Source organism: Gardnerella sp. KA00127 (genome assembly GCF_049244125.1).
Taxonomy (GTDB): domain Bacteria; phylum Actinomycetota; class Actinomycetes; order Actinomycetales; family Bifidobacteriaceae; genus Bifidobacterium; species Bifidobacterium swidsinskii.
In genome coordinates this window covers 1,393,727-1,418,621 of record NZ_CP058377.1, presented here as the reverse complement: position 1 = coordinate 1,418,621, position 24,895 = coordinate 1,393,727, and the positions used below count along the sequence as shown (strand labels likewise).

General features: G+C 44.9%; 21 protein-coding genes and 1 tRNA gene. 15 read left to right on the top strand and 7 right to left on the bottom strand.

Annotation, left to right across the window (positions count from 1 at the left end):
* Window positions 1–3 precede the first annotated feature (3 nt).
* Window positions 4–714: an HNH endonuclease family protein gene (locus HXT48_RS05720; protein ID WP_012913878.1), complete on the top strand. Its 711-nt coding sequence runs from the start codon at window positions 4–6 to the stop codon at window positions 712–714.
* A gap of 75 nt (window positions 715–789) precedes the next feature.
* Here the strand turns inward: HXT48_RS05720 and HXT48_RS05715 are convergent, their stop codons facing one another.
* The 3 genes from HXT48_RS05715 to trxA form a co-directional block, all read right to left on the bottom strand.
* Window positions 790–2,418: an MDR family MFS transporter gene (locus HXT48_RS05715; RefSeq protein ID WP_012913879.1), complete on the bottom strand. Its 1,629-nt coding sequence runs from the start codon at window positions 2,416–2,418 to the stop codon at window positions 790–792.
* A 163-nt stretch (window positions 2,419–2,581) separates the two neighbouring features.
* Window positions 2,582–3,568, bottom strand: coding sequence for a G5 domain-containing protein (locus tag HXT48_RS05710; RefSeq protein ID WP_421793033.1), 987 nt, complete (start codon window positions 3,566–3,568; stop codon window positions 2,582–2,584).
* A gap of 148 nt (window positions 3,569–3,716) precedes the next feature.
* Window positions 3,717–4,058, bottom strand: a complete 342-nt coding sequence (gene trxA, locus HXT48_RS05705) for a thioredoxin (protein ID WP_012913881.1) — start codon at window positions 4,056–4,058, stop codon at window positions 3,717–3,719.
* 106 nt (window positions 4,059–4,164) lie between these two features.
* Here trxA and serS point away from each other — a divergent pair, with 106 nt between their 5' ends.
* Both serS and HXT48_RS05695 read left to right on the top strand, forming a co-directional pair.
* Complete coding sequence (gene serS, locus HXT48_RS05700; RefSeq protein ID WP_116431903.1) at window positions 4,165–5,451, top strand: serine--tRNA ligase; 1,287 nt, start codon at window positions 4,165–4,167, stop codon at window positions 5,449–5,451.
* A gap of 196 nt (window positions 5,452–5,647) precedes the next feature.
* Window positions 5,648–5,732: transfer RNA gene (locus HXT48_RS05695), tRNA-Ser, on the top strand.
* Window positions 5,733–5,986: 254 nt separating this feature from the next.
* On the opposite strand, the gene HXT48_RS05690 is transcribed toward HXT48_RS05695, so the two are convergent.
* The 4 genes from HXT48_RS05690 to HXT48_RS05675 form a co-directional block, all read right to left on the bottom strand.
* On the bottom strand, window positions 5,987–7,282 hold the full coding sequence (locus HXT48_RS05690) for a hydroxymethylglutaryl-CoA synthase (RefSeq protein WP_415690100.1): 1,296 nt from the start codon (window positions 7,280–7,282) through the stop codon (window positions 5,987–5,989).
* A gap of 35 nt (window positions 7,283–7,317) precedes the next feature.
* Window positions 7,318–8,652 carry a hydroxymethylglutaryl-CoA reductase, degradative gene (locus tag HXT48_RS05685; RefSeq protein ID WP_421793032.1) on the bottom strand — a complete coding sequence of 445 codons (1,335 nt, stop codon included), beginning with the start codon at window positions 8,650–8,652 and terminating at the stop codon, window positions 7,318–7,320.
* 87 nt (window positions 8,653–8,739) lie between these two features.
* Entirely contained in the window at window positions 8,740–9,987 is a 1,248-nt protein-coding gene (locus HXT48_RS05680; protein ID WP_410310977.1) for an acetyl-CoA C-acyltransferase, read from the bottom strand.
* A 570-nt stretch (window positions 9,988–10,557) separates the two neighbouring features.
* Complete coding sequence (locus HXT48_RS05675) at window positions 10,558–11,139, bottom strand: xanthine phosphoribosyltransferase (RefSeq protein WP_004110321.1); 582 nt, start codon at window positions 11,137–11,139, stop codon at window positions 10,558–10,560.
* Window positions 11,140–11,328: 189 nt separating this feature from the next.
* On the opposite strand from HXT48_RS05675, the gene HXT48_RS05670 reads away from it, so the two are divergent.
* The 12 genes from HXT48_RS05670 (at window position 11,329) to HXT48_RS05615 (ending at window position 24,863) form a co-directional block, all read left to right on the top strand.
* A complete protein-coding gene (locus HXT48_RS05670; protein ID WP_421793031.1) occupies window positions 11,329–14,322 on the top strand; it encodes an ATP-dependent helicase in 2,994 nt (997 codons plus the stop codon).
* Window positions 14,323–14,464: 142 nt separating this feature from the next.
* Window positions 14,465–14,878, top strand: a complete 414-nt coding sequence (locus HXT48_RS05665; protein ID WP_004110325.1) for a DUF4418 family protein — start codon at window positions 14,465–14,467, stop codon at window positions 14,876–14,878.
* A 38-nt stretch (window positions 14,879–14,916) separates the two neighbouring features.
* Window positions 14,917–16,128 carry an FtsX-like permease family protein gene (locus HXT48_RS05660; protein WP_004110327.1) on the top strand — a complete coding sequence of 404 codons (1,212 nt, stop codon included), beginning with the start codon at window positions 14,917–14,919 and terminating at the stop codon, window positions 16,126–16,128.
* A gap of 2 nt (window positions 16,129–16,130) precedes the next feature.
* Window positions 16,131–16,913 carry an ABC transporter ATP-binding protein gene (locus tag HXT48_RS05655; protein ID WP_421793030.1) on the top strand — a complete coding sequence of 261 codons (783 nt, stop codon included), beginning with the start codon at window positions 16,131–16,133 and terminating at the stop codon, window positions 16,911–16,913.
* A gap of 436 nt (window positions 16,914–17,349) precedes the next feature.
* The gene (gene rpsD / locus HXT48_RS05650; RefSeq protein ID WP_004105277.1) at window positions 17,350–17,976 is read left to right on the top strand and encodes a 30S ribosomal protein S4; all 627 of its coding nucleotides are present in this window, start codon (window positions 17,350–17,352) and stop codon (window positions 17,974–17,976) included.
* A gap of 141 nt (window positions 17,977–18,117) precedes the next feature.
* Window positions 18,118–18,792 carry a histidine phosphatase family protein gene (locus tag HXT48_RS05645; protein WP_421793029.1) on the top strand — a complete coding sequence of 225 codons (675 nt, stop codon included), beginning with the start codon at window positions 18,118–18,120 and terminating at the stop codon, window positions 18,790–18,792.
* A gap of 150 nt (window positions 18,793–18,942) precedes the next feature.
* On the top strand, window positions 18,943–19,389 hold the full coding sequence (locus HXT48_RS05640; RefSeq protein WP_116431895.1) for a DUF948 domain-containing protein: 447 nt from the start codon (window positions 18,943–18,945) through the stop codon (window positions 19,387–19,389).
* Complete coding sequence (locus HXT48_RS05635; RefSeq protein ID WP_116431894.1) at window positions 19,389–19,634, top strand: hypothetical protein; 246 nt, start codon at window positions 19,389–19,391, stop codon at window positions 19,632–19,634. The genes HXT48_RS05640 and HXT48_RS05635 overlap by 1 nt, the downstream gene beginning before the upstream one ends.
* A gap of 206 nt (window positions 19,635–19,840) precedes the next feature.
* On the top strand, window positions 19,841–22,525 hold the full coding sequence (alaS, locus tag HXT48_RS05630) for an alanine--tRNA ligase (protein WP_116431893.1): 2,685 nt from the start codon (window positions 19,841–19,843) through the stop codon (window positions 22,523–22,525).
* 54 nt (window positions 22,526–22,579) lie between these two features.
* Entirely contained in the window at window positions 22,580–23,038 is a 459-nt protein-coding gene (ruvX, locus tag HXT48_RS05625; RefSeq protein WP_004110340.1) for a Holliday junction resolvase RuvX, read from the top strand.
* 45 nt (window positions 23,039–23,083) lie between these two features.
* On the top strand, window positions 23,084–24,274 hold the full coding sequence (mltG, locus tag HXT48_RS05620) for an endolytic transglycosylase MltG (protein ID WP_116431892.1): 1,191 nt from the start codon (window positions 23,084–23,086) through the stop codon (window positions 24,272–24,274).
* A 172-nt stretch (window positions 24,275–24,446) separates the two neighbouring features.
* Window positions 24,447–24,863 (top strand): peptidase A24, encoded by a 417-nt coding sequence (locus HXT48_RS05615; RefSeq protein WP_080551028.1) that lies wholly within the window; start codon window positions 24,447–24,449, stop codon window positions 24,861–24,863.
* Window positions 24,864–24,895 lie beyond the last annotated feature (32 nt).

The following is a 24,895-nucleotide window of genomic DNA, read 5'->3' as shown; positions in this document are numbered from 1 at the left end:
AGCATGCGTAATCGTTGTAACAAGAGGCAGTTTCTTGCGCTGTTCTGGATGCTGCTGTTTGCTGTTTTATGTGGGATTGTTATTGGCTTGTTGCTTCCTAAAATAAACAGTAGCGTTGGGAAAATTACAGGAGAATATGAAGCAAGCGGAGAAGCTGCGCAAGCATTGGAAAAATTGCGTATATCTAAGCCTTATCGTTACGGGTACGAGCGTCAAGTATTTGGATATCGTACTACTGACGATGACAGTAACGGATGTGACGTTAGGGAAGACGTTTTAGCGCGTGATTTACAAAATGTGAAATATAAGTACGCAGGATCCTGCCAAGTGCGTTTCGGCTTGTTGCATGATCCGTATACTGGCAAAGATATTCACTTCGTGCGTGGGCGAAAAACCAGTGCATTAGTTCAAATAGATCATGTTGTTGCATTACAAAATGCGTGGGAATCTGGAGCGTGGAAATGGAATCGTGCAAAACGATTAAAATTTGGCAACGATATGATGAACCTACTCGCGGTTGAAGGAGCTGCTAATCAAGAAAAAGGTTCCGCGTCCGCAGCTTACTGGCTTCCTTCAAACAAAACCTTCAGGTGCGAATATGTTGCTAGGCAAATAGCTGTTAAGTATAAATATGGTTTAACTGTAACTCGCGAAGAAAAGCAGAGTATGGAAAGCGTATTGCATAACTGTTCTGCACAAAAATTACCAAAGTAAGGATTTCTCAGTTTGGTATTCGTAAAGCGACTTAGTAAGCGTTTAGTAAGCGTTTAGTAAGCGTTTAGTAAGCGTTTAGTAATGATTATGAGTGTGATCGTGCATTACGTCGTGATGCTCTGCTGAATGAGGAATATGCAACACGCGCATGCGATCAATAGCTCTACGCGCAAGATTGTGAGCAGAACCCGTGCCTTCGCCCTTGACTCCAAAAATAACGATAAGAGCCATAATTCCTGTAATAATAGCACTAATGCGCAAAGTCCATTGAACTCCGAAAATACTAGCAGCAACATCGGCAGCGTGACCTGTGCCAGAATGGTGAAGAGTTGTCAATACTGTCATTGTAACTACTAAAACAGGTGCTCCAATAGCTCCCCAAAGCTGACGCATAGTATTAGTTACAGCCGAACCATCGCCAAGTTCTTCCTTACGCAAACAATTAAGCGACCACGTAGTTATTGGCATAAGCAAGAATCCCATGCCAATTTGGCGAGTAAACTGCCAAATGGAAATCCACCAAATCCACGTATCCATGTCAATAAGACTCATCATTACAGTGCCAAAAAACAGAATAATAGAGCCTGCCATAGCAACTGGGCGCACTCCAAAGCGATCTAGCATACGACCACCAAAATACTGCGAAATAGCCATGCCGAACGCTCCAGGAAGCAGAATTAAGCCGCTCATAGTTGCTGAAAAACCACGATCAGACTGAATATAAAGCGGAATAAGTACCATAATTGAGCTGAAAGCAAAAAATGTAAGGCAAGCGCAAATAGTACCTACCATAAAGTAGCGGTTTTTAAGCACATTAAGACCAAGAAGAGGAGTGTGACCGCGTTTTTGCGCTCGCAACTGCCTTGTAACAAACCAAGCAATTCCACAAGCGCCAATAATCATAGGAGCCCAAGATAATGGGTGTGAAATTCCGCATCCTTCAATATTAGTGAATCCAAACATGAGCCCGCCGAAGCCAATAACCGAAAGGCCAACCGAGAAGAAATCAGCATGCGCGTTAAGATCGTGTTCTCCAAAATTATGCAAGAAAAATACTGCCAAAACGACGGATATTGCTCCGATAATAGTAAGAGAGCAGAAAATAGAACGCCATCCATTAATATCAGTTTGCAAACCGCCAATAGTAGGACCGATTGCTGGAGCAATACTCATAGCCATGCCAACGCTTCCCATTGCCATACCTCTGCGAGTAACAGGGTAGACGGAGAATACGGTAATTTGTAAAACAGGCCACATTACGCCAGTGCCAATAGCTTCAAGAGTTCGACCAACAAGTGCCATCATAAAGTCGTTACTAAGCCATGCAAGTACGGATCCAAAAGTAAAAAGCGACATGGAAGTAATAACAATTTGGCGAGTAGAAAAGCGTCTTGTTAAAAATGCTGTAAGTGGAACCATAATTGCCATAATCAGCTGGAAAATAGAAGTAAGCCACTGACCAGTTGTGACGCTTATACCAAATTCTTGAACTATTGTTGGCAATGCTGCAGTAAGTTGTAATTGTGCGAAATTGCCGATAAATGTAATAAACGTAAGAATAGCGAGAGAAATTAAAGCAGGACGTGTAAGACGATTGTTATTGTATGCTTCTTCGCCTGTTAATGCATGACTGAGATCTTGGCTTTTATTAGACAGCCATGTTGAGTGCGTCAAAATAAAACATCCTTTTTTGTTCTTAAACATAGTTTTTCTTAAGCGTATTTTTAAGCATAGGTGGCAAAAGTCAATCGACTTAAGTCTATTCTCTTATCTATTACAACAAAAATTGCAAAACTTAATTTACGCAAAACAAAAGTTATTTAAAAATTTATTTTGCGCAAAACAATGATATTTAGACTGATTCTAATCAGTAGCTGTGGTAGGAAAGCCAATGATTGTAAGCGCCTTGAATGGAGCCATAACGACCATTGCAATAATTCCAGAACCAGCGGAGCTGCGTTTGATAGTTAGTTGCCCAATCAGCGCCAGCAGAAGCCATTTTTCCGCCTGGCAAAGCTTGAGGTAAACCGTAGGCCCCAGAAGGATTCATTGCGTTTACGCGCCAACCGGACTCATGAGAAATAATAAATACTGTTGCAGTAAAATCAGCTTCACTATAACCGTTAGAGATAAGCCAGTCGTGAGCCCATTGTTGCATCTCGCCAGCAGGAACAGTCGTACCGATAGAAGCAGCTAAGCCAATTCCGGCAGAAGAGCCGCCAGTTCCAACAAGAATAACCTTATCTTTTGGAGCTTTTTTAACATAAGAAGCAAAAATATTAGAGGAAACTATTTTTCCCTTAGCTCGAGTAACTATTTTTGCTGTTTCCATTACGCCGTTAGCGCCTTCACTTTGCACCTTCTCAGTACCTTTTGGAAGTGCAGCAGTTTTCTTTTTGACGACGTTAAACGCGATTGGGTCGTCGGAATTTTCTAATTTTGCGCCTGCGCGATTAATCGTAATAACAGTTGATTCGCTGACTTTAGTTGTAAGAGATGGAGTAACAACATCGTGTGGCTCAAGAGTGATATCTCCAGCATCAAGAACGGATTTTACATCAGTGAAATTAGTGCCCAAAATAGTACGATGATGACCATTTATAACAACGTTAATATATGAAGTCGCACCATTATGTAACATACTACGGCTAGCACTACGAGAAACTTGCGAAGAATCGGTTGCCGAATAAGAAGTAACCTGAACAGCGTGACCTTTAGACGAAGCGTAAAAATCTCGCGAGGTAAAACCAAGTATCACCAAAGCAACGAAGCCCAAAATAACCGCACTAACTCTAGCCCACTGTCGTAAACTGAGTGAACCAAGCGTAACAGTATGCTTACGGTGACTGGCCATAACCCTCCTTATTTCTGCAATTACTCTATTGATACTTGCAAACGCCCGCAACGTAGACTAATAAAACATGAGAAACATGCGTTAAAATGTATGTGCAAAACGTATATGCAAAACCTCACGTATTATATCTCATGGCATAGTCTATAAATCAGGATTCAGAATCATCAGATTCGTAAGATTTAGCTTGTTCAACCAAATCTTCCAAATCAGAAGCTAGTAATGCTCCAGCTTGTCTATAAATAACTTCGCCGCGCTTAATAACCATTACTGTTGGAACAGCTTGGATTTGAGCAGCTGCAGCAATCTCGTTGCTTTTGTCAATATCAACTTTTACGAAAGGAATTTCGGGATATTTTTCGCTGACCTTCTCAAAAATAGGACCAAAAGATCTGCATGGACCGCACCATGTTGCCCAAAAATCAACAACAACTATTTCATTTGTCGAAGCAATCTTCTCAAAATTTTCTGTAGTAGCATGTATTGCTGCCATATTACCCCCTCAATATTTTGCGTATTTGCTTTATTGTACGTGCCGCCTTGCATAAAGTTGCCGATAGTGCGCTTATCTGTCGTCTTGCGGCACTAGGCTAGGAGTCATGCTTGATATCCAATTTATTCGTGAACATGCCGACGTAGTTAAGGAATCGCAGCGCAAGCGCGGTGAATCCGTTGAGCTCGTCGATGAAGTATTGCACAGCGATGATTTGCGCCGAACCGCTCTTAAGGCTTTTGAAGAAGCTCGCGCCGAGCAAAAAGCTATTGGTAAGAAGGTTGCAACAGCTAGCGCAGAGGAAAAGGCTGCGCTTATTGCCGAAACTAAAGAATTAGCTTCGAAAGTTGCGGAATACAAAGCTGAATCCGAAAAAGCTACTGCCGACTACACTACAGCAATGTGGAAGCTTTCTAACATCGTTGAAGATGAAGCTCCAGAAGGCGGAGAAGACGACTATGTTGTAGTTAAGAAGGTTGGTACGCCTCGCGATTTTGCAGCTGAAGGTTTTGAGCCAAAGGATCATTTGACTCTTGGAACTGGCGTTGCTGGAATTGATATGCGTCGCGGCGTGAAGGTTGCAGGATCTCGCTTCTACTTCTTGCGCGGTGCTGTGGCTCGCTTGCAAATCGCAATGCTTACTATGGCTGTTGATCAAGCCGAAGAGCACGGTTTTACGCTTGCGATTACGCCAACGCTTGTTCGTCCAGAAGTAATGCGCGGAACTGGCTTCTTGAATTCTCACGCGGACGAGATTTACCGTTTGCGCGAACCAGATGATCAGTATTTGGTCGGTACTTCCGAGGTTGCTTTGGCTGGCATGCACGAGGATGAGATTCTTGACTTAAGCAATGGTGCTTTGCGTTATTGCGGTTGGTCGAGCTGCTACCGTCGTGAGGCTGGTGCTGCTGGAAAGGATACTTCCGGTATTATTCGTGTGCATCAGTTCGATAAGGTTGAGATGTTCGTTTATTGCAAGCAGGAAGATTCTCGCGCTGAGCATCAAAAGTTGCTCGGTATGGAGCAGGAAATGCTTGCTAAGGTGGAAGTGCCTTACCGCATTATTGATACTGCTGCAGGTGACCTTGGTTCTTCTGCCGCTCGTAAGTTTGATTGTGAAGCTTGGGTTCCAACGCAAGGACGTTACCGTGAGCTTACTTCTACTTCTAACTGCACTGAGTATCAGGCTCGCCGATTGAATGTGCGCGAACGTATGGAAGATGGCGGAACTCGCCCAGTTAGTACGCTTAACGGCACTTTGGCTACTACTCGCTGGCTTGTGGCTATTTTGGAAAATCATCAGCATGAAGATGGTTCGATTGATATTCCAAAGGCTATGCAAGCTTATATGGGTGGCAAGGAAGTCATTGAGCCTACTAAGTGGGAAGCGTGAGTTTACTCGTGCACAAACACGGCGTTTGTTTCAAAAAACCGTTTAATTAGCTACAAAGCCCGGGAAATTGCCTGGGCTTTATTTTTTAGTTGATAAGCTTTTTGAATCTGGGTGTTGTGTGTTGCGTTCTATACGTGATGATATGCTTACCACTTGTGCGTTGAAAACGGCAATTTGATTGCTTTCATGCGCAAATGGATGGGTGTCCGAGCGGTCTAAGGAGACGGTCTTGAAAACCGTTGTAGGGAAACCTACCGCGAGTTCGAATCTCGCCTCATCCGCAGAGTAATAAGCTTCAAGCTGCATTTCGCGCTTGAAGCTTTTTTATTCTGCCGAGCTTTCTCAGGGTTGGAAGCACAGTGTGCTTCCAACGCAAGCGAGGTCTGCCTTCGTAAATAAAAACGAAGGCAGGGCAGACTAGTGTATTCCAACGCGAGCTCGGGAAATTAGCAAATTGCGGCAGAAACTTTACGTGGGTGTAAAGAAAAGGTCGGATACGCGCGAGAATCCGATCGAAACGTGCGCTCGCTCGATTTTAGCGCGCGGAGTAGTGACGCTCTTGTGATGTGATGTCGTCCAGGAAGAAGCTTGCACCTTCGCGGCAAGACGTGCTGCTTTCGAAATCTTCCGGAGCGTAAGGCGCAACGCTTTCAAACATCTCCTCGTAATCAGCAACGCTTAAATGCACGCGCGAATCAAGCATATCCGCATGCTCGCGCGCAAACAGCGCATCTCTAAATCCTGGCGCAATCGTGCCGCTGAAAAATTCACCAACAGCGCCGGAACCATAAGAAAATAGTCCAATCTTATCGCCGCTTTTAAGTGCAGTAAGATCACTATTTTCGCAAGTAAATTCGTCTAACTCAAGTAAAGACAGCAATCCCAAATACAGGGAACCCGTATAGATGTTGCCTACACGACGGCTGTACTTCGTGCTGGTTTCGTAGCGCGAAAGTAAGCGATTGCGCGACGACTCGCTTAGGTTGCTATTATCGCAAGAATCAGAGCAAGAATTTGCGCAAGAATCCATCGCAGCCTTAAGTGCTTTCAAACCCATTTTCGTATATGGCAAATGGAAGCACAATCCGGCGAAATCGCTGAAATTGCAATCGTTTTGCGCGCAATACTTTTGCCAAACTTCGCAGAAAAATTGTATGTATTGCTCGGTTGAAAACTTGCCGCGAGCAAGAGCGGTGTCTTGGTAAACAGGTCGCCAAAAGTCCTGAATATCCGCGGATTTTACAACGCTGTCGTCGTTAATTTTAAGCACGTGCGGATTCGCGCTCACAAGCATTGCCACAGCCCCAGCGCCTTGCGTAACTTCGCCAGGGGTAGCAAGCCCGTAGCGCGCAATATCGGCTGCAATAACAAGCACTTGCGGATTTTTTTCTGCGTGCGCGCGCACGTAATCGCATGCCATCATCAAAGCTGCCGTTCCGCCGTAGCAAGCCTCTTTTACTTCAATAGAGCGCACCCACGGCGTGAGTTTTAGCAGATTTTGAACGTATAGCGCGCTGGATTTACTTGCGTCGACTCCGCTTTCTGTGCCGACGATTAGCATTTTGAGGCGATTGCTATCGATGTGGGGTAGCAGTGGGAGCGCAGCTTGCGCGGCGAGAGTGACGATGTCTTGATGATTTGGTGGCACAGATTGTTCGCTTTGACCGATTCCGATTGTGAATTTGTTAGGGTCGATTCCACGGTGTTCCGCCAGTTCTTCGAGGTTTAGGTAATAGTGCGGCGTTGCGAAGGAGATGCGGTCGATGCCGACAGCAAGGGGAGTGGTTGCGGAGGTTGTGGTTGCTGATGTTTCGGTATTTTGTGTGTTCATTTGTCCTAAAATTCCTAAATTTTTCTTAATTTTTCTTAATTTTTACTTGATTCTCGTAACTTTTGAAGTAATTGCGTAACTTTTTCTGTAGTTCTTTCTGCGGGGCTAAGTTGCAAAATATCATGCGCGATTTCCGCGATTTCCGCACCTTTGGCACCTGCTGCAATTGCTAGGTTTGACGACTGTAATGCCATATGGCCTGCTTGAATTCCAGGGCCTGCTAGTGCGCGAAGAGCCGCAAGATTTTGTACCAAACCGAGCGCGGCAAGCGTGTTTCTAAAGTCGTTTGCGTTTTTGTAATTGCCGATTTTGATCGCGAGTTTTGCCATTGGAAGCGATGAGATTGAGCCGCCAACAATGCCGATCTGTAGCGGAATTTCAATACTGCCATGGAGTATGGTTTTTCCGTTTGAAGTTTCGGTGTTCCACTTTGACAGTGGTAGGTAGCGACCGGAGCGCGCCGCCCACGCGTGTGCTGCCGATTCTAGCGCTCGCGTATCATTTCCTGACGCGAGCGCGGCTCCTGCGATTCCGTTTAGGATTCCTTTGTTGTGCGTGGCGGCGCGCGCAGGGTCGCTGGCGGCAAGCGCGCTCAATGCCGCGATTCGGCGCGCAAGGCGTTTTCCTTCGCTCTCTCGCTCAGAGTCTTCCAGCCGCCTGGATGCTAGTGCTTCAACCGGTATATGCACTTCTGCTGTGGTGGCAACGCGGCTGGTGTTTGTGAGTATTGCCACTAGCGCCTGCACGCCGAGCCAGCTCTCCAGCTGGGCTTTGACGGCTTCGCCCATAGTGTTTACTGTGTTGGCGCCCATTGCGTCGCATGTGTCTACGTCAATCTCGAGCTTTGCGAAGCCGTGCAAAGCTGAAGCGCGGCATTGTCGCGCGCCGCCACCCCTTTTACTCATTGATGGGTGTGACTCGTTTGCAATGCGCAACAGTTCTGCAACCTTTTCTTTATCTTCAACGATTCTGCGCAATTGCGCCGCCACGCTCCCGTCTGCGTCCTCAAAAGCTATTTGCGCTGTAGTCACGTATTGTGGGGAACGCGCAATAATTCCGTATCCAGCGCCAGTCTCCGCCGCAATTCGCGCCCCATTGCACGCAGCTGCAATCACGGACGGCTCCTCGGTTGCAACCAGCACGTCCCGCATTTCGCCGTTCACAATCAGCCCACGCACAACGCCAACCGGCAGCGTATACTTTCCAATTTGATGCTCAATCATATGATTTGCAACGTCTGCAGGAATTGTAGTATCAGAACTTTCCGCAAACTGTTTAAGCAAAAATGTTGCATCAGCATCGTTAATTGCGCCCTCATTTTGCAAGGTTTTTATGCGATTTTCCACGCTTAATTCGCGAAAAGCAGTCATCGAAATCACCTCATGATTTGTAGACTACGAATGCTTCTGATCGCTTCGCATTCTGACTTAGTTGTTTTGCATTCTGACTTTATTGTTTTACATTCTGACTTGATTGTTTCGCATTCTAATTTGCATAGAAACGCCGATTCCGCCGCCGACGCACAGCGCAGCAACTCCATTTAACTTATTGCTATCTCGCAAAGCGTATATAAGCGTCGTCAAAATCCTCGCTCCGCTAGCGCCAAGCGGATGTCCGAGTGCAATTGCTCCACCGCGTACGTTTAGTTTTGACTCGTCAATATGAAGTTGCTCCGCAACGGCAATGCTTTGCGCTGCAAACGCTTCGTTTATTTCGAATAAATCAATGTTGTCAACGTTGCTACCGGTCGCATTTAGCATGCGTTCCATCACATGTTTTGGAGCGTATCCCATTAAATCTGGGTCGATTCCGCCTTCTGCGAATCCCACAATTTGCGCAAGATATTCAATTCCGTGCGCTTGCGCGTAATCTTTGCTCATAAGCACTAGAGCTGCAGCTCCGTCGTTAATTCCGCTTGCGTTTCCTGCAGTTACAGTCGATTCGTGCTTGCAAACTTCGTTCTCGCCAACTTCGCAAGTTGCGTCCGCAGTTTCTTCCGACGCTTTAAAAAGCGTGCGCAATTTCGACAACTGCTCTAAAGACGTATCTTCGCGAGGATGCTCGTCGCGAGTTATAACAGTTCCGTTTGCAAGCGTTACTGGCACAATTTCAGAAGCAAAATCGCCTCTTTTAATAGCGGCAACAGCTTTTTGGTGAGATTTAAGTGCAAAAATATCTTGTGCTTCGCGAGTGATACCAAATTTTGCTGCAACATTTTCTGCAGTAACGCCCATTGCGTCGCCAGTAAAAGCATCGTTTAAACCGTCTCGTTGCAAACCGTCAATAAGCGCAAAATTCCCGTATTTATGTCCGCTAAATCGCGAATTAGTTGCGTAAAACGGTACGTTGCTCATGCTTTCAGTGCCGCCTGCAACAACAACTTGCGCATCTCCCATAACGATTGCGGATTGTGCTAAGCGCACTGCTTTTAAGCCGGATCCGCATACTTCGTTAATTGTCATTGCGCAGCTAGAAGTATCTAATCCTGCTTTTAACGCAATTTGGCGAGCAACGTTTTGTCCGCTGCCTGCTTGTAATACGTTTCCAAAAATAGCTTGATCCACGTCGTGTGAGCTAATTCCAGCGCGTTCTATTGCTGCTTTTGCTGCGATTGTTCCTAAATCAACTGAGGAAAGCGAAGATAAGCTGCCGCCGAATTTGCCAATAGGCGTACGTACAGCGCTTGCAATCACCACTTCAGTCATATGTTTAGCCACCTAATCAATTGTTTGTTGCAATACGTGTTGAAGTATACCAACCGGACTACTTTATCGTATTTTTCGACAAAATTACCATTTGCGAAAAATTTTTCTCGTTTCCTTCACAATTAGACTTACTTCAGTGAGTTTATGTTTTTGTGAAAAGTGATTACTTGTTGATTAGCGAACGCTATCATTAATGCTGCTGCACACACCACACCGGGCATACATATCACACACCAAACCGCAGCTTAATTTCGTGACTTTAGTTGCACGAATACCAGTGTGGTAGAGATTTGAGATTTTTCGCACTGAGCGAAGGACGCTCGCGCAGCGCTTTGACCGAGCTTGAAATCATTGGGATTTCAAGCTCCTTCAAAGCGTGATTTGGCTCAATTGTGAAGCACGGTGTGCTTCACATGCCAAATCAGCCGAACGGCTACCAATAGCCGTGAGGAATAAGCTCGCTACGAAACTCGCTAAAGTTGGAAGTCCACTGGACTTCCAACTTTAGCGAGTTTCCGCTCCGAGTTACTTTCGCGCGCTACGCTCTAAGCGCGAAAGCAGGTCGGAGCGCTACTTACGGAACGAAATCGAGCCGTCAACAGGATCCATCGCATCAACAATTGCCAGCGAATCCAAGTCATATCCGGCTTCACGAAGCGCATCTCCACCACCTTGGAAGCCCTTTTCGATAGCGATTCCAATGCCTGCAACGCTAGCTCCAGCATGATTGCAAATGTCGATTAATCCTTGCAAAGCTTTGCCGTTCGCCAAAAAATCATCCAAAATAAGCACGCGATCTTCCGCACTTAAATACTTACGTGACACAATCACCGGAAACTCGCGCTGCTTTGTAAAAGAAAATACCGTAGATACGTATTGGTCGCCATCGAGATTAATCGACTGAGCTTTCTTTGCAAAAACCACAGGAACTCCACCAAAATGGCGTGCTGCAACACATGCGATTCCAATACCAGAAGCCTCAATCGTAAGAATCTTAGTAATATTTGCGTCGCGGAAATGCTCAGCCCAAGCGGCTCCCATATGATCAAATAAATTCACATCGCACTGGTGGTTCAAAAAAGCGTCTACTTTTAATACATTGCCTGGTTTTACGATACCATCTTGGAGAATGCGTTCTTCCAGTTCTTGCACGATGCGCCCCTTCTTACGAACAATTACATTGCAGTACGCTCAAGCATACCCAAGTTCGTGACACAATACGAGTAAAAACGACTGCAGCATGTGGTAAACCTGATTAAATACGTGCGCAATTAAAACGTGGGGGCGTTTTATTGCTGAAGCTAAAACGTAGGTAATTGGCGGCATTAATGGAGTACAAGTATGAGCGTAAGTATGGGCGCAAGTATGAATGCAAATATGAGTGCAAAAGATAGCGATTACGGATATGTAAGTGATTTGTTGGGGAATCCAGTTGATTCGTTCGATTCTGACGATAGTTTTTACGAGAATGTTGCGGATGTGAATGATTATGCCAACTACAGTTACGACGAGTATGCTGACGCTTATGCTAAAGAGCCTGATTTTACGCAGCAAGAATATGCGTCTGATCAAGAATCAGTGCCTCCTCAAGAATCAGTGCCTTCCCAACAAGAAGCTCTTGCCCAACAAGAACTGCTTCCTCAAGAATCTCAAGAATATTCTCAAAATTCCGCACATTCTAGAGTTGCAGTTGACGCGCAAAAACTACTCGACGGCTTAAATCCGCAACAATCTCAAGCAGTCCAATACGACGGACCGGCACTGCTTATTGGAGCAGGAGCTGGAAGCGGCAAAACGCGAGTTCTTACGCGAAGAATAGCTTGGATATTAAGCCAAAAAGATGCCTGGCCAAGCCAAATTCTTGCCATCACTTTTACAAACAAAGCAGCTGCCGAAATGCGTGAACGTTTAAGCAAACTTATTGGTAGCGAAGCAAATACTATGTGGGTTTCGACGTTCCACTCTGCATGTGTGAAAATACTTCGCAGATCAGGACAGTATATTGGCTTAAAATCAGGCTTTTCTATTTACGATACTTCCGATTGCGAGCGATTAGTAAAAATTATTGCAACAGAGCTTAACGTTGATATTAAGCGTTTTACGCCACGCAGCATTTTGGGCAAGATTTCGGATTGCAAAAATAGTTTAATCACTTGGCGTGAGCAACTAGACATGTATGCTAACGATTACAAGCCTGGTGTTGCAGGTCAACAAATTGCGCACGCTGGCAATTCTGAAGCTGTCTACGCAACTATTTATGCGGAATATCAGCATCGTTTATCTCAAGCAAATGCGGTTGATTTTGACGATTTAATTATGCGAACTGTGCAACTCATGCGCGAAGTACCAGAAGCTGCGCAATATTACCGACGTAAGTTCCGCTATATTCTTGTAGACGAGTATCAGGATACGAATCACGCTCAATACGAGCTTATTCGCGAGCTTGCTGGAGTGGATGTAAAGCAAAATAGTGCAAATCCATCTCAGCAAAATAACACTCCTGCATCAATCACAGTTGTAGGCGACTCCGACCAGTCGATTTACGCTTTCCGCGGAGCAGATATTCGCAATATTCAAGACTTTGAAAAAGATTTCCCAAACGCTACAACTATTATGCTTGAGCAAAATTATCGCTCTACGCAAACTATTTTGGATGCTGCAAATGCAGTTATTTCGCATAATCAAGGACGAAAGCCTAAAAAATTGTGGACGGCATTAGGTAAGGGCACTCCAATTACTGGTTATGCAGCAGACAGTGCTCAACAGGAAGCAGCTTGGGTTGCGCAAGAAATAGCGCGATTAGCAGGTGAAGAGGGCGTTGCTTATTCGGATATGGCGATTATGTATCGCGCTAATGCACAGTCTCGTTCGCTGGAAGATGCGCTCGTTAAAGCAGGTCTTCCGTATCAACTTGTTGGCGGCACGAAGTTTTACGAGCGTCGCGAAGTAAAAGATGCGCTCGCATACTTGCAATCTATGGCAAACCCAGATGACGATGTGAATATGCGCCGAATTTTGAATGTGCCTAAGCGTGGGCTTGGAGCGCGTGCGGAGGCTTTGCTGACGCTTTACGCTCAAACACAAGGAGTTAGCTTCTGGCAAGCTTTGGAGCATTTGGAGTCAATCGAAGGCATGCCAACTCGCACTGCAACCAAGCTTAAAGAGTTCCGCGAGCTTATGCACAATTTAATTACTTGTATGCAAAACGATGACTCGAAACCTTCTAAAGTTATTGACAGCATACTGAACGACAGTGGTTTGCTGGAGGATTTGCAACGTTCTGAAGATCCTCAAGATGCCGCTCGCGTGGATAATTTGTCACAATTGCAGTCGGTTGCAGCTGAGTATGAGCAGAATACGCCGGATGCTAGTGTTGCTGGTTTCCTTGAAACGACGGCGCTTGTGGCTGATTCGGATCAATTGCCGGATGAAAATGAGGACACTGGTAAAGTTACGTTGATGACGCTTCACACGGCTAAGGGTTTGGAGTATCCGGTTGTGTTCCTAACTGGCATGGAGCAGGGAACTTTTCCGCATTCTCGCGCTTTGGAAGACGATGGCGAGCTTTGCGAGGAGCGTCGTCTTGCTTATGTTGGTATTACGCGAGCTAAGCAGCGTTTGTATGTTACGCGTGCTGCTGTTCGTGCGCAATGGGGGCAGGCTCAAGATATGCTTCCAAGCCAGTTTTTGGATGAGATTCCAGATAATTTGATTGATTGGAAGCGCAGAGAGTCTGATGTTGAGCGTTGGGGTGCTTCGTCTAGACGCGGCGATGATTTCGATAGCGATTTTGATAGCGACTTCGGCGGCTGGGATGACGATTATAGCGATGCGTTTAGTGAAAAAACAACTTATGGTGGAAGCAGTTACAGTTCTGAAAAATCGCATGGCTCTAAGTCTTACGGAAGAAATAAATCGTATGGCTCGAGTTCTTACGGAAGAAATAAATCGTATGGCTCGAGTTCTTACGGATCTTCTTACGGAAAGTCTTATAGCAAGTCTTATGGCTCTTCTTACGGTTCTTCTTACGGCTCGTCTTATTCTAAATCGAATTGGTCTAAGTCAAGTGCAGTAAAAACGCGCAAAGTTACCGCAAAAACTGCGGCTTCAACAAACGCAACAAAAGTTGGTTCAACTTCCGCAGTTATGAATAAAGACAATCATCTAAATATTCAAGACTTCCAAGTTGGCGACAAAATTACTCACGATACTTACGGCTTAGGAACTGTGCTAGCAACGCAAGATAAGGGCAGAAACTCAATTATTACAGTCGATTTCGGCTCCGATGGAGTAAAGCGACTAATGCTTAGAGTTGCACCAATCGAGAAATTGTAAAATCTTCTATTTATGCACTTTAATGTAAGATAAATTTTTAACAAGGACGTGGCATTCGCGGGTGTGGGTGCCGAGAAGCGTGTTGCATTAACGAAAATGTGACACTAAAAAATAAAAACATACATTTAATGAGGTATAAATTATGAAAAACAAATTATTCGCATCAATTCCTGCAATTATTTTCGGCTTGCTTATTGCCATTGCACCATTGACGTTTGCAAAGCCATGCTCAACCGGAGGCATGCACAAAATGCATATGATGATGCAACCTATGGCATGCTACTACACAGGTCGTGCAGCTGTTGGAATCGGCTTAGTTATTGCAGTACTTGGAATTATTGCGTTATTTGTTAAAGAAAATGTTCGCATTGGTTTAAATATTGCTGTAGTTGTGAATGCTTTGCTTATGCTTGCTGTTACAACATTCCTTATTGGCGTGTGCAAGAGCCCAATGATGCATTGTGCATCCGTTATGCGCCCAACGTTGATTGTTCTGTCTGTGCTCGCATTGGTATTCGCAGCTGTTTCCGTGTATTTGGATAATAAAGAAGATTAATAGTTCAAATAGTTCGAAAAGCTTACTAAAGCAAAATTATGCGCACTATTACGCTAAAGCGATTGCCGCTGGAAAATCTTAAACGCAAGCCATTGCGCACTGCTGCACTTATTATTGTATCTGCGTGCTTGTCTGCAATATTTTTCGGCGGCTCGCTGATTTCTATGAATCTTGAACGCGGCTTGAACAGTATGCGAGAACGCATGGGAGCCGATATTATGGTTATCCCTCAAGGTACGCACACTAAGGCAGAAGCGTTGCTTACAAACAGTGGTTCAAGCACTTTTTATTTCACTAACGATATTGAGAATTTAGTAAGACGCTCTCCGGGTGTGCAAAAGGCGAGTGCACAAACGTATATTTCTTCGCTTTCTGCAGGATGTTGCGCTGAAAAATTGCAAATTATTGGTTTTGATCCCGATTCTGATTTTGTTATAGGTCCTTGGATTTATTCTCAACATAAGCAGAAGTTACAAAAAGGCGAGATGATTGCTGGCGCAAATGTAATCGTGTCTTATATGAATACTGTTCGTCTTTTTGGACACCAATGGCCTGTAGCTGCACAGCTTGCAAAAACCGGCACAAGCATTGATAATTCAGTGTTTGTGCGACGCGAAAGTGTGCCGCAAGTAGTTGAGTATTCAACGAAAGTAGGGCACACTGCTATTCCAAAGGAATATGCTAAAAAAGCAGTTTCTGCAGTACTTGTAAAAGTACAAAAGGGTTACAGCGCGCAAGAAGTTGCAAAAAATATTCGCAAAACAACTGGTCTTTCAAGCATTGGCATAGTTTTTCCGGGCGGAATTACAGCAACTACGCAAGCTAATCTTGGTGTTTTTACTCGCACGTTGACTTTTATAATTGCTGCGTGCTGGCTAGTTGGATTGCTAGTTTTAGTTGCAGTGTTTTCAACATCTGTAAACGAGCGCAAAAAAGAGTTTGCTTCTCTTCGCATACTTGGCACAACAAGAAATATGCTTTTAGGCGTTGTCGTTAGGGAATCTGCGATACTTGGCTTAGTTGGTGGAGTATTGGGTGTTGCGTCTGCAAGTCTTATATTGTTCCCTTACAGTTCTCTTATTTCTGAACAATTGCAGCTTCCGTATTTGGAAGTGACTGCGCTACCAGTAGCAGTGCTTATGTTAGCGTCTGTGCTACTTGCGCTTGTTGCAGTTGTTGTAGCTTCAGCACTTACCACATTGCGCATTGCTATGCGCGAAACGTATTTGACACTTAGATCAGGTGAGTAAGTATGGAAGATAAGAGTCAAAAACTGCCAAGTAATGAGTTTGATATTTTACCTGTTGTTGAGCTTACTCGTGTAACTCGCGAATTTATGCGCAGAAAACACAAATTTTTTGCAGTAAATAACGTGAGTTTTGCGCTAAATAGCGGCGATTTTGTGGCAATCGTTGGAAAGTCAGGTAACGGAAAATCTACTTTACTAAATTTGATTGCTGGGTTATTGAAGCCAACGCATGGAAGTGTAAAAGTTTGCGGCGAAGAGATTTCTGAACGCACTTTTAGTGATGCAAAAATGTCTCGTTTGCGCGCATGTGATATAGGTTTTGTGACGCAATCGCAGACGCTTTTACAAAATCTTACTGTGCATGACAACATACTTTTACCTGTGCAAATTGCAGCTAGTGCTTGTGAAGTAAGTAAGTCTGGAATAAGTAAGGCTGAAGTAAGTAAGTCTGAAGTAAGCGAAGATTTAAACGAGACTCGCGCGTTAGAACTTTGCAAGCAATTGCATATTGAAGATTTACTGTGGTGCTACCCAAATGAGCTTTCGGGTGGTGAAATGCGTCGCGTAATGATTGTGCGCGCGCTAATAAACAATCCAAAGCTTCTTATTCTTGACGAGCCTACTGGCGATTTGGATGTAGAGCATACTCGCATAGTTGTGAAAATGTTGCGCGAGGCTGCAAAAAATGGTGTGGCAGTGCTCATGGTAACTCACGATGTTGAGGCTGCTCGCTGTGCGGATTGCACATACACAATGGATTGCGGATTGACTTGCCGGAGCGCTTGAAGCGTAGCGCGCGAAGGCACTTCAATCCGGAAACTCGCTAAAGTTGGAAGTCCAGTGGACTTCCAACGCGAGTTTCGCAAGCGAGCGCGTTACTCGCGCGAGCGTTTTGGCTGGTTTGTGGAACATTTGCCGAGGAACTTACAACGTGAGTTTCGCGCTCAGTACGAAAAATATCAACAATTATTCTTAGTGGTGTGTAGAATCAGAAACGATGCCTATTTTGTGTAAGCATCATCTGGAGCCTTAGCCCATCAGTGGGTCGGCGCGCGGTAGTTATGGCGTTATTTCAACGTTTTAATACTTGCGCGTTCGTGTGTTAGCACGAAGAAGCACTGGAGAGGCCGGCTCAGCGTGAATAATTTTTAGGCGATTTTGCGATTGACTAAAAACTTGGTTCACGTTCCGTTCAGATAACGACAGAATTAAAGGATTAGTTATGACTAATATTCAGCGTTCTCGCCGTCAGGTGCGTCTTTCTCGCGCCCTCGGCATCGCTTTAACCCCAAAGGCTCAGCGTATCTTCGAGAAGCGTCCATATGCTCCAGGTGAGCACGGTCGCACTCGTCGTCGCACCGAGTCCGATTACGCAGTACGTCTTCGCGAGAAGCAGCGTCTTCGCGCTCAGTACGGCATCTCCGAGAAGCAGCTTCGTGCTGCTTACGAGAAGGGTACGCACACTGCAGGCCAGACCGGTGACGCAATGCTCACCGATTTGGAAACTCGTCTTGATGCTTTGGTTTTGCGTGCAGGCTTTGCTCGCACCACCGCCCAGGCTCGTCAGTTTGTTGTGCATCGTCATATTTTGGTTGATGGCAATCTTGTCGATCGCCCATCTTACCGTGTGAAGCCAGGTCAGACCATTCAGGTTCGTGCCAAGAGCCAGACCATGGTTCCATTCCAGATGGCTGCAGAAGGCGTTCATCGCGACGTTTTGCCAGCAGTTCCTGGTTACCTCGATGTGAATCTTGCCTCTTTGAAGGCTACTTTGACTCGTAAGCCGGAAGTCGATCAGATTCCAGTTGAAGTCAACATTCAGTACGTCGTCGAATACTACGCTCGTTAATTCGCCGATTTAATTCTTAAGGACATACCGCTTGACCCCTGTTGCGCATTCGCGTGGCAGGGGTCAATGCGTTTTTGTCGATTTCATCGGTTTGTTTGGTGTTTTCGACAGTTATGTACCGCTTAGTGCAATAATGGAGCTATGTTGCTGCATCTTTATTTAGTGCGTCACGGACAGACGCTATTTAATCGCTATAATCGACTGCAAGGCTGGTCAAATTCTCCGCTTACTGAAAAAGGTTTGAAAGATGCGGATACTGTCGCAAAAAAGCTGCAAAATATTACTTTTGCTGCAGCTTACTGCTCGGATACTACGCGTGCGCAAATCACGGCTCAGTGTATTCTCGACGTAAATGAAGCTGCCGGTAACGCGCGTCCAAAGCTTGTAAGCGATATGCATTTTCGTGAGCAATGCTACGGCTATTTTGAAGGTCAAGATATGCAAATGGCTTGGTGGGCTGCAGGAGCGCCTCACGGAGCGCACACTTATAACGAAATTGTTGAAAAATTTGGGCTTGCAGCCACTCGTGACATGCTTAAAGAAGCGGATCCTTTCCACGATGCCGAGTCAGATATCGAATATTGGACTCGCGTAGAAGAGGGTTTTGCGTTAATCGCTTCAAATTCTTTGCTTAACGATGGAGATAATGTTTTGCAAATTTCGCATGGCAACACTTTGCTAAGTCTTATGCACCGTTTTGCGCCTGCAGGCTACGATTTAAGCGAACGCCCTCAAAACGGAAGCGTAACTAGGCTCGATTTTGACACTACTAAACCTATTGATAACGCTATTACTATTCAAGGCTACAACGAGTAGCTTTTTGCTACAGCTTTCTTAACGTATGCGTCGTTACCGTTCGTTAGTCTTAAGTCATTGCGAATGGTTTTAACTGTAGTCTGATTTGCTGTTGTATTAGCTTTCAGCGCGGTGAAGTCTTAAGCAAAAATGGTACAGAAAGAGGTTACGATGAGCGTTGGAGACATAGCTGCTCTTATTGCCGCGATTGCGTTTACTGTGCTTTCGGGTTTTTTGATTTATCCGCTAATTAGATTGGGCAAGTTGTTCGATCAGATTGCGAAAACTGTCAAAGAGTCGGGTGAGCATGCGATGCCTGCAATTGACGAGTCTGTGACGACGATTAAGCAAGTTAATAAGACTCTTGACGATGTAAACGCTGTTTCAGGAGCTACGCGCACAACTGTTACGAATATTGGTGCTCTTACTGATTTGTATGGTGCTTTCCTTGGAAAACCGCTCGTAAAAATTGCAGCTGCTGGTTATGCTCTAAAAGATACTGTTTCTTCTTTCTTCAATAAGCCGACTGTGCCAACAGACAAGAATAGTGCCAATCGTAACGTTTCAAAAGAATCCTCTGACAAGAATGCAACTAATAATGCAGGCAGGGGAGAGTAATGTTCAAGCGTTTATTTTGGATGTTTATTGGCATTGTAATTGGTGTTCTTACAGTTACGAAGGCTCGTGCATATGTTAAAGCAAAAATGCCGTCTTCTGCTAGTCGTTTTATTTTTGATGAGGAACCGAAAAATATCACATTGCGCACAGTAATGGGATTGTTTAAAGATTTCAATACTAGCCGTAAAGAGCATGAAGCTGAGCTTAATTCTCGTTATGCTAATCGTAGAAATAGGGAATTTTAAATAAAAAACAAGTTTTTCATAATTTCGTTACTTTGCTAAGTTTAGTTAAGTTAAGTATTGAAGTACTATATTGAATGTTTGCATGATTGCGTCGTGCGTCATGCGGCACGATTTCGTGTGGGCGTTGCATGTGGCTTTTGTTTGTGACGGTTATTTGTGACGGTTTGCGTGGGTCTTGCTAAAAATTACACAAGGAGTTCGTACGTATGCGCACAGCAGAAATTGCAAAGCGTTATCTTGACTATTTTGCTAAGAATGGTCATATGGTTGTTCCTTCGGCTTCTCTTATTTCGCCGAACCCAACTACGTTATTTACTATCGCAGGCATGGTGCCGTTTATTCCTTACTTGCTCGGAGAGCAGACGCCTCCTTCGCGTCGTATGGCTTCGAATCAGAAGTGCGTTCGCACTCTAGATATTGACGAAGTTGGTAAGACTACTCGTCACGGCACTTTCTTCCAGATGGTTGGTAACTTCTCGTTTGGCGATTATTTTAAAGAGGAAGCTATTCACTACGCTTGGGAGCTTTTGACAACTCCTCAAGATAAGGGCGGCTACGGTTTTGACCCTGAAAAGCTTTGGGTTACTACTTATACTGACGACGATGAAGCCCGCGCAATTTGGAAGAACGAAGGCTTCGACCCAGAGCATATGCAAGTTTTCGGTATGGAAGATAACTTCTGGACTACCGGCGGTCCTGGTCCTGGCGGTCCATGCTCCGAAATCTACGTGGATCGCGGTCCTAAGTATGGTCGCGACGGAGGTCCGGCTGCTGACGAATCTCGCTTTATTGAGATTTGGGATTTGGTTTTCGAAAATTACCAGGTAGATAACGTCAAATCTAAGACTGATTTGCATATTGCTGGCGAACTCGATCAAAAGAATATTGATACAGGCGCTGGTTTGGAGCGTTTGGCTTACCTTATGCAAGGCAAGGAAAACATTTACGAAACCGATGAAGTTTACCCAGTTATTGAAGCGGCAGAAAAGCTTAGTGGCGTAAAGTATGGCAGCAACGCTGATGCGGATGTTCGTTTCCGCGTTGTAGCAGATCACGTGCGTTCCGCTTTGATGATTATGAGCGACGGAGTGCGTCCAAGCAATGTTGGCCGCGGATACGTGCTTCGCCGTCTTCTTCGCAGAACTGTTCGCGCAATGCGTATGCTTGGCGTGCAAGACCCAGTTTTGCCAACGCTTTTCCCAGTTTCTAAGTCTGCAATGGAGCCAAGCTACCCGGAGCTTAACGATACTTTCCACGAGGTTAGCGAAGCTGCTTACGGTGAAGAGGATGCTTTCCGTCGCACTCTTGAAAAGGGCACGACTATTCTCGATTTTGCTGTTGAAAAAGCCAAGAAAGAGCATAAGGATGACCCTATAGTTGGCGGCGCAGACGCGTTTACTTTGCACGATACTTACGGCTTCCCAATTGAGCTTACTCTTGAGATGGCAGCCGAGCAGGGTGTTAAGGTCGACGAAGCTAAGTTCCGCGAGCTTATGAGCGAGCAGAAAGGTCGCGCTCGCGCGGATGCTTTGAAGAAGCGCCACAATGTGGATGTTAGCGTTTATGACGACATTAAGAAGGCTCTCGAAAAGCCAATTGACTTCCTCGGTTACACTGACTTCTCCAGCCGTTCTAACGTTTTGGCAATTGTTGAAGCAGGTAAAGGCTCTGTTAAAAGCGTTACTGCTCCTGCAAACGTTGAGATTATTCTCGACCGCACGCCATTCTACGCTGAGCGCGGCGGCCAGATTGCTGACCAGGGCGAGATTATTTCCGATGACGGCGCGATTTTGGAAGTTGACGATGTTCAGCGACCAATCAAGGATTTGATTGTTCACAGCTGCCGACTTACCGAAGGAACTCTTAGCGTTGGTGCTCCTGTAAACACCAATATTGACCAGGTTCGTAGAGCTGCTTTGGCTCGAAGCCACACTGCTACGCATACCCTTCACAAGGCTTTGCGAGAAGAGCTTGGTCCACAGGCAACTCAGCGCGGTTCCGTGGTTGATCCAGACCGCTTGCGCTTCGACTTCCAGTGGCCAAAGGCTGTTGATAAGGATGCGCTTTCTCGCGTTGAAGCTCGCGTAAACGAGCGTATTCGCGACGATTTGCAGGTTGTTCCTAAGGAAATGCCAATCGACGACGCTTTTAAGCTTGGAGCAATGCACTTGTTCGGCGAAAAGTACGGCGATGTTGTGCGCGTTGTTGAAATCGGCGACGGTTGGAGCCGCGAGCTTTGCGGTGGCACTCACGCTAAGAGCACCGGAAAGATTGGTATGGTTACAATCCTTTCCGAGTCTTCTATTGGCTCTGGTGTGCGCAGAATCGACGCTCTTTGCGGCGAGGCAGCGTACGAGTATGGCGCCCGCGAGCACACTTTGGTTGCGCAATTAGCAGACATGGTTAATGCTCGCCCAGACGAGTTGGTTGAACGTTTGGAATCTTTGCTTAACAAGATGAAGGATTCTGATCGTAAGCTTGCTTCTGTTTACGAAGCTCAATTAAATGAAGCTGTACCAACATTAGTTGATGAAGTAAAGAATAGTAACGAAAAAGTTAAGTTGGCTCTTAAGAATGTTGGCAACTTTGGCTCATTCGATGCTTTGCGCAAGACAGTCCTAGATATTCGTGCTCGTTTAGGTGAAGATGCTCCAGTGGTTGTTGCACTTGCTGGTGTTAATGAAGACGATCGACCAATGATTGCAGTAGCTACAAACGAAGCTGCTCGCGGTCTTGGTGCTAAGGCTGGCGACTTGGTTCGTACTGCTTCCAAGGTGCTTGGTGGCGGCGGTGGCGGCAAGCCAGACTTCGCTCAGGGCGGTGGTACAGATGCTTCTAAGCTTGATGAAGCTCTCGAAGCTGCGAAATCAGAAGTAGCTAAGCTCGCCTAGTGCGTGTTTTACAGCTTAAAAATTTACGAATCTATACCAAAAGCAACACGAAATATGGTGTGGTTAGGTATTGATTTAGGTGACGCAAGGGTCGGACTTGCACTTTCCGACCCTGGTCTCACCTTTGCACATCCTATTGGTAATGTGCAAGTGTTTGGAGATTCCTTCCATGCTATAGATGAAGTGCTTGAAGTTATTGAAGATAACAATGTAGAAAAAGTTGTTATAGGCTTGCCTTTGCAACTTGATGGCACTGAAGGAAAATCTGCTAAAAAAGCTCTGCGCTGGGGGAAGAATCTAATAAAACGCATGCAAATATTGCATGACGAAAAAGATTGGGCGTTGGATTATATGCCAGAAGTAGTTTGGAAAGATGAGCGTTTGACAACAGTAAGTGCTCATCGTCAGCTTTTGCAAGCGGATCTTTCTACTAAAAAGCATCGTCCAATGGTAGATCAGCAGTCGGCAGTGTTGATTTTGCAGTCTGCGCTTGACGCAAATAATGCAGAGTAGTTTTGAAAATCGAATAAAAGCAGAAATAGCGAAGAGGAGAATAGCGTGTCTGACAATTTTGATGAATTTTTTGACAAACATGCAAAGTGGACTGAGCATGATGGCGAGCCGTCGTCAGAATCATCTAATTCTTCTAAATACAAGTCTTCGACTGTTAGCTCCAGAAAACGTGCTAAAGCTCGTCTTGAAGCAAAAAAACGCAGGCGTAGAGCAAAAGTCGTTTTATCTATTCTGCTCGTATTCGTATTAGCTGTTGTTGGATATTTTGGATACAGTGCGGTTCGCGCGTGGAAATTATCTCAAAATAGCGAGTCTGTTGCAGATTGGCCAGGCCCAGGCTTTGGAACGGTTGAGTTTACTATTGACACCGGCGAGGGTGCTATTAGCGTTGCCAACAAATTAGTTAAGGCAAATGTTGTTAAATCTCAATCAGCTTTTACTTCAGCTGTTTCTGCAAATAATAAAATTTTGTATCCTGGCGTTTACTCACTGAAAAAACATATGGCTGCTATTGATGTAGTTGATATTCTTTCAGATCAAACAAAAGCAGGCGGATTCCTTGAAGTTCGTGCAGGGGATCACGCAGCAGACGTTTTGCAAAAAGCTTCAACATTATCTGGAATAAGTTTAGATAAATTCAAGGCTGCGTTAGCTGATGGTGCTGCAGGAATTCTGCCTGCTGAAGCAAACGGTAGTGTTGAAGGCTGGCTAGAGCCTGGAGCTTATAACGTAAAAGCTATGAAAAGTGCGGATGCTATTCTTTCCGCAATGGTAAAAAAGCGTATTGAAAAACTTGATTCTCTTGGAATTCCTAAAGGTAAAGATAGAGAAAAAGCCTTAATTATGGCATCTATTGCCGAAGCTGAAGTGAATAATCGCGAATATTATGGCAAAGTTATTCGCGTAATACTGAACCGTTTGGCAAAAGATATGTCGTTAGGAATGGATTCTACTGTTGGTTACGGCGCGGGAGTAAAACCTATTAAACTCACGCAAGCAATGCTTGACGATGCAAATAATCCGTATAATACACGTATTCATAAGGGTTTGACTCCTACGCCTATTGGCATTGCTGGAGACAACGCTCTTCTTGCCACTATTAAGCCTCAAGACGGTCCGTGGCTTTACTTCGTCACCACGAATTTGAAAACTGGCGAAACGAAGTTTGCGGATAACAAAGACGACTTTTTGAAGTTCCGCGACGAGTACAAGCGCAACAATCCCGAAGGTAACTAAACTGTTAAATAAAAATATAGCTTTTAACCACATATATGTTTTGAGGTTGTAACAGTTTCGCAAGTTTTCGTAATCTGCTTTAATGAAGCAATTAATTATTACGATACTATCGGTGCTGCCAACGCTCACATGTTTAATTTCAGTTTGCGCAACTGACATAAAAAGTCGCGTAGTGCCAAGACTTTGGGTTGTTATTGCAGGAATTTTTCAATCTTTTGCGAATCTCATATATTCGGTTATTTTGTTTAGAAATATTAGCGTGCTTATTTTCGGCTGGATTTCTTGCGTAATTATTTTTGTAATTTACTGGAGTATGCGAAAAATTTCCGCAAAAAATGCTATTGGCTTCGGAGATGTTACGAGCGCGTCGATGATTGCGCAAGCCTTGGTATTATTCGGCTTTTACTGCTTAATTTACTGGTTCGCTTTAGTTGGAGCAGTTGGCTTACTTTGGCTTTTGCTATGGAAAATTTACTGCAAAATCTGCTCGCCAATCAACGCATCAATACCATTCGTACCAGTAGAAGCAATATCTGCGATACTCGCAGCATTGCTGTCAATAACAACCTGCTCAATACTTGGTAGTTAGTAGAGTAAAGTATTTAGACGCGTAAATTACTT